This window comes from Psychromonas sp., assembly GCF_047632995.1.
In the GTDB taxonomy this organism is placed as follows: Bacteria; Pseudomonadota; Gammaproteobacteria; order Enterobacterales; family Psychromonadaceae; genus Psychromonas.
Genome location: NZ_JBLIEK010000173.1, coordinates 1 through 5,591 on the forward strand (window position 1 = coordinate 1; position 5,591 = coordinate 5,591).

Here is a 5,591-nt window from a genome sequence, read left to right on the forward strand (position 1 = left end):
TAGTGAATTGATAAAGGGTTAGGAAAGCTTCAAATAAATGCATATGTGGATTTTGACGACGGTAAGCGGCGGTGTAATTACCTTCCATCCAACCACCAGGAGATTCTTTTAAATTATTATCTATGCTATTAAGTAATTTATTTGCTTGTTTAAGTGCATTTAAATCGTTGAAAACGTGATAACGCCATGCATATGCAAGCAGAAAGAAAGCAATGTCGTAAAGGTCGTTATTAGGATTAATAATAATATTGTCTGCATTTAAAATATGAGCATAATGAGACTTATCTGGTACGGTAGCGTATTTTTGACAAAAACTTTCAATTGAAGCAACCAAGTCAAAGCCATTATTTATCCAGCCTTGTTGATTGGCCGCAGCAAAAACAAACATTTGTCTTGCTTGTACGCGTACTCTTTTGTTGCTCTTTATGTCAGCCTGACCAGTCCCCAAGAATTGCTCAATACTAGCGCCATCTTTATCTACCCCAGCTGAACTCCAAAGTGGCAATGCTGAGCTTGATAGCCAATTGACATAGTCATTAATCACGACAGACAGTTCATTGTTCATTAATATATTTCCAAAAAATAAATGTGCGAGAGTTAATCTGAGAGTGCTCAGTGGATAATGCTATTCTCTCACAAAAATTGAACCGGTTCAATTTTATTCGTAGGTAATGTTTTAAACTAAGTTATGTTGTTAATTATTAGAGCAATTTAATTTTAAAATTTTATCAACCTTAGTAAGTCAAAGGTTTCGTAAGTTTGAGTGATTATTGACTGAAATTACAAGTGCATAGCTAGTTTTATATTAGCGATTTGGGTAATGCAGGTAATTAGGCTAAGAGTATTTGTTAATTATTTACTCGATAAAATTAGCAGTTGACAGTTTATCTGTTTCTTGATTGAATGATAAATACTGTGTTGAACCGGTTCATTGGTTGTCTTGTTATACTCATTAGTTTTATCATTTAATGTTGTAACCAGCATAATTTAAAAAGGGTTTGTATTAGGTTATCCTTTTATAAATCCTATGGGATAGCGTACTTTAGCGAGTGAAATGAATATGATATTAAAAGATGATAGGCCAAGTTTTAAAGAGAAAGTAGCCTATGGTTTTGGTGATTTTGCCTCATCAATGTTTTGGAAATTATTTGCCGTTTATTTAATGGTTTTTTACACCGATGTTTTTGGTATGTCAGCAGCGGCGGTAGGGACCATGTTCTTATTAGTCAGAATTTGGGATGCGGCCAATGACCCTATTATGGGCATTATTGCCGATAGAACCAATACACGCTGGGGGAAATTTAGACCATATATTGTTTTTGGTGCTATCCCATTTTCACTTGTTGGCGTGTTAACGTTCACCACGCCTGATTGGTCAATGGAATACAAAATAGCATACGCCTATGTTACTTATACATTGATGATGATGGTTTATACCGTGGTGAATGTGCCTTATGGATCATTGTTAGGTGTTATGTCATCTCACAGTGAAGATAGAACAACCCTTGCTTCTTTTCGAATGGTGTTTGCTTTTGCTGGTGGCATTGTTTCATTAGCGATGGTTGAACCTTTGCTAGACTATTTTAGTACCATGGCTTTGGGTGAGCCAGATTTACAAGCCGGTTGGATGTATACGGTTATGGTTTACGCAATACTATGCAGCATTTTATTCTATTTTACTTTTGCTTGGACAAAGGAGCGAGTTCAGCCTCCCAAAGAACAGAAGAACTCACTTAAATCAGATCTAAGAAATTTGGCTAAAAACCAACATTGGTTCATTTTGCTGGGTGCTGCATTATCTACTTTAATATTTAACAGTATTCGTGATGGTGCTGCGGTTTATTATTTGAAGTACTATTTTGATGTTTCTCAAGTTGAAATTTTTGGACTTTCTTTTAGCCTTATTGCAACTTACTTGGTTATTGGGCAAGCTGCAAACATTGTTGGTGTGGTGCTAGCGAAACCCATTTCCGGAGTGATAGGCAAGAAGAATACCTTTATGTATGCCATGTTTATTGCCGCTGTTTTGTCATTTTCTGTTTTTTATTTCACCGCTACGCAAGTATGGTTGATTTTATTATCTCAAGTACTTATTAGTATGTGCGCAGGTATTATTTTTCCGCTTTTGTGGTCTATGTATGCTGATACCGCAGATTACTCTGAATATACTACCGGTCGTCGTTCTACGGGCTTAATTTTTTCTTCAGCGTCATTCGCTCAAAAAATGGGGTGGACTCTTGGGGGGGCTATAACTGGATGGACACTCGCAATATATGGTTATCAAGCGAATGTAGAACAGACAGAATCAGCTAAAGAAGGTTTGCGCATGATGGTGAGTTATTTACCAGGCATTGGTGCCTTGTTGTCAGGGATATTTATTTATTTTTATAATCTAACAGATGATCTTGTTGAAGATATTAATCAAAAGTTACGTCAAGGCATTACTTTAAAGAGCACAGACTTAAAAGAAACGGACAAGCCTTTAGATAATGCAGTAAGCGCTACAGATGAAAATACAGGCAAAGCGGCAGTTTAACTTAATTTAAATAAAGTTTAATACCAAACAAATGCTGATACCCCATAGGCTATCAGCATTTTTATTATGTAATAAAAATGGTTAAGTTATTTTAATAGGGCGCAGGTGCTTTCACGTATAACAAAATCATAGGGTAAAACAAACTCTGTTTGGTTTGGTTTTTTTCCCTCAATTAATTGCAATAACAGATCAGCTGATTTTTCTCCAATTTGTTCGGCAGGTTGTGAAACTGTTGTTAAGGCAGGATTTAAATAGCGTGATACTTGGCTATCATCAAAGCCCGTGATCGAAACATCTTCTGGTATTCGTACGCCATGATTTAAAAAACCTTTCATGGCGGAAGTCGCCATTTGATCATTCATAGAGAATATCGCCGTGGGCATTTTATCATTCATACGATAAAAGTATTCTGAGGCATTAAGACCTGACCAATAATTGAAATCACCTTCGTATATCAACTTCTCACAGAAAGCTATGCCAGCTTTTTCCAATGCCTTTTTGTAACCAGCTAAGCGATCCAGCGTATGAGGGTTTTTGGCCAAACCAGAAATAACACCAATCCGTTTATGGCCAAGTGACAATAAGTAATTAACAACTTTTTCACTAGCTCCTGCATTATCTATTCTCACCGATGGGTAAGGTGTGTTTTCACAACCACCAGCACTGACAGCAATCACATCATCATTAGGCAACATAGAGTCGCCTTTAATAAAAGGGCGTAAATTGATGATGCCGTCAGCAAGTCGCGTTTCGACCATATTGATATATTCTTGTTCACGATTGATGTCGTCTTTAGTGTCGCCTAATAGAACACTATACCCTTGTTTTTGAGCAATGTGTTCTATACCACTAATCACTTGTGCAAAAAATAAGTTGGCAATATCTGGTACTAAAACAACGATTGTTTTTGATTGCTTATTGCGAAATTTTTGCGAAAGCATATTTGGTTTATAGTTTAACTTTTTAATTGCTGATTGTACTTTAGATAAATTTTTGGGTGTTACTGTTTTAGGAGCACTGAGCGCTTTTGAAACTGTGCCTGTCGATAAGCCGGCTTCTTTGGCTACATCTCTGATGGTACTCATTTATATTTCCTTCAACAATTATTTCAATGAACAAGCTTTAGTTTAAATCTGAAGATTTGAACTAATTAACGAGCTATATTTTTACAACTAAAACTAAATAATACTAGCAAAAATATAATAAATCAGTTAAATTATAATGAACCGGTTCATGTGTGAATTTTGTTGGGATATTGTTAATTTTTCTCATTAAAATTAGCTATTGTCACTTATTTATATTACTGGTTTTTACAATGAGTTGATTCCGGTTCATTTTTCATTGATGTTAGTTGATCTTATTTGGAATTTTTCGAATGTATTGGATAAAGAAGTTAATACATTGAAACCCGAAGTAAATTGTTTACTCGTCGATAGGGTGCAGCTCAAAGGTTACTTATAGCAATTGTTTGTAAGGTAATGAATTTAGAAATACGAATATATAAAAGAGTAGTGAATTATGACAAATATAGCAAAACCAGTCTTTCAAGATAAACTTGGTCAGCTATTAGATGAAAGTGAGGATTTAATCACTTTAAAAAATCAACCGAGCAAACAATACAATGGAATTTTTCAGCGCTGGATTAACCCAATAATAACGCGTGAACACATCCCACTAAATTGGCGATATGACTTTAACGAGCAAACTAATCCTATGTTGTTAGAGCGTATTGGTGTTAATGCGACCTTAAATTCTGGCGCAATTATGTTTGATGATAAATACGTTATCGTTGTACGTGTTGAAGGTAATGATCGCAAATCATTTTTTGCTGTTGCCCAAAGTGATAATGGCGTTGATAATTTTCGTTTTTGGTCTAATCCTATTACCCTGCCTGAGACCGAAGAACCAGATACCAATGTTTATGATATGCGCTTAACCGCTCATGAAGACGGCTATATTTACGGTTTGTTTTGTACTGAAAGAAAAGACAAAACTTTAATGGAAAATACCAGTGCAGCTGAAGCGCAATGTGGTATAGCACGTACAAAAGATTTAGTTACTTGGGAAAGGCTACCTGATTTAGTAACCTATTCAGGCCAGCAACGAAATGTGGTTCTACATTCTGAATATGTTGATGGAAAATACGCATTATTTACTCGTCCACAAGACGGGTTTATAAGTGTTGGTGGTGGTGGTGGCATTGGTTGGGGTTTATCTGACTCTATGGTTAACGCAGAAATAAAATCAGAAGTTATTGTTGATACAAAACTTTATCATACTATTAATGAAGTTAAGAATGGCCAAGGTCCAGCACCATTGAAAACTGATGATGGTTGGTTACACCTAGCACATGGAGTACGTAATACCGCAGCTGGTTTACGTTATGTCTTATATTCTTTTATGACTGACTTGAATGCACCATGGAAAATAATACACAAGCCTGCAGGACACTTGATTGCGCCAGAAGGTAGTGAGCGTATTGGGGATGTATCTAATGTTGTGTTTAGTAATGGTTGGGTTGTTAATGATGCTGGTGACGTGAATATTTATTATGCGTCTTCAGATACACGTATGCATGTCGCGACAACGTCTATTGCCCAATTAGTCGATTATTGCAAAAGCACACCAGAGGATGGTCTACGCTCAGCATCATCTGTACAAGCGATTAATAAGTTAATTGCTAGGAATGAAGCTTACAGTAAGTAGAAGGGAAGTTAACAATGGAAATCCTTGCGTTCGATAGTCGTGCTATTTCAACAGAGCTAAACAGTATTGGTCAATGGTGGTTAAATAATACCTTTGATGAAAATGAAGGTGGCTTTGTTGGTGAAGTAGACTTTTTTGGTAAAGTGGTCGCTGGTGCCAATAAAGGTATCGTTCAGAATAGTCGAATCCTTTGGTTTTACAGTGAAAAAGCTCTTTTTAGTGGTGAATCTGAATATAAAGAAGCGGCAAATCGGGCCTTTGATTATTTATTAACATATTTTGATGATAAAGAGTTTGGCGGTGCTATTTGGGAAGTTTCTTCATCAGGCAAGCAGGTTAACGGTAAGAA

At 36.2% G+C, this 5,591-nt stretch carries 5 protein-coding genes; 3 read left to right on the forward strand and 2 right to left on the reverse strand.

Going from position 1 to position 5,591, the window contains the following annotated elements; translation table 11 throughout:
- Positions 1-565 (reverse strand): AGE family epimerase/isomerase (locus tag ACJAT7_RS17470; protein WP_415228081.1); only part of this gene is annotated, 565 nt, incomplete at its 3' end.
- 495 nt (positions 566-1,060) lie between these two features.
- Between ACJAT7_RS17470 and ACJAT7_RS17475 the strand changes: the two genes are divergently transcribed.
- Positions 1,061-2,536: an MFS transporter gene (locus ACJAT7_RS17475; RefSeq protein ID WP_415228082.1), complete on the forward strand. Its 1,476-nt coding sequence runs from the start codon at positions 1,061-1,063 to the stop codon at positions 2,534-2,536.
- 86 nt (positions 2,537-2,622) lie between these two features.
- Here ACJAT7_RS17475 and ACJAT7_RS17480 read toward each other — a convergent pair whose 3' ends face one another.
- On the reverse strand, positions 2,623-3,621 hold the full coding sequence (locus ACJAT7_RS17480) for a LacI family DNA-binding transcriptional regulator (RefSeq protein ID WP_415228083.1): 999 nt from the start codon (positions 3,619-3,621) through the stop codon (positions 2,623-2,625).
- 433 nt (positions 3,622-4,054) lie between these two features.
- On the opposite strand from ACJAT7_RS17480, the gene ACJAT7_RS17485 reads away from it, so the two are divergent.
- Complete coding sequence (locus tag ACJAT7_RS17485; RefSeq protein WP_415228084.1) at positions 4,055-5,242, forward strand: glycosidase; 1,188 nt, start codon at positions 4,055-4,057, stop codon at positions 5,240-5,242.
- A 14-nt stretch (positions 5,243-5,256) separates the two neighbouring features.
- The coding region (locus ACJAT7_RS17490; protein ID WP_415228085.1) for an AGE family epimerase/isomerase at positions 5,257-5,591 on the forward strand (335 nt) is incomplete at its 3' end.

Excerpts from the sequence above, each read along its gene's own strand:
- ACJAT7_RS17475 (WP_415228082.1), top strand. The coding sequence starts at position 1,061 with ATGATATTAAAAGATGATAGGCCAAGTTTTAAAGAGAAAGTAGCCTAT.
- ACJAT7_RS17480 (WP_415228083.1), bottom strand. The coding sequence starts at position 3,621 with ATGAGTACCATCAGAGATGTAGCCAAAGAAGCCGGCTTATCGACAGGC.
- ACJAT7_RS17485 (WP_415228084.1), top strand. The coding sequence starts at position 4,055 with ATGACAAATATAGCAAAACCAGTCTTTCAAGATAAACTTGGTCAGCTA.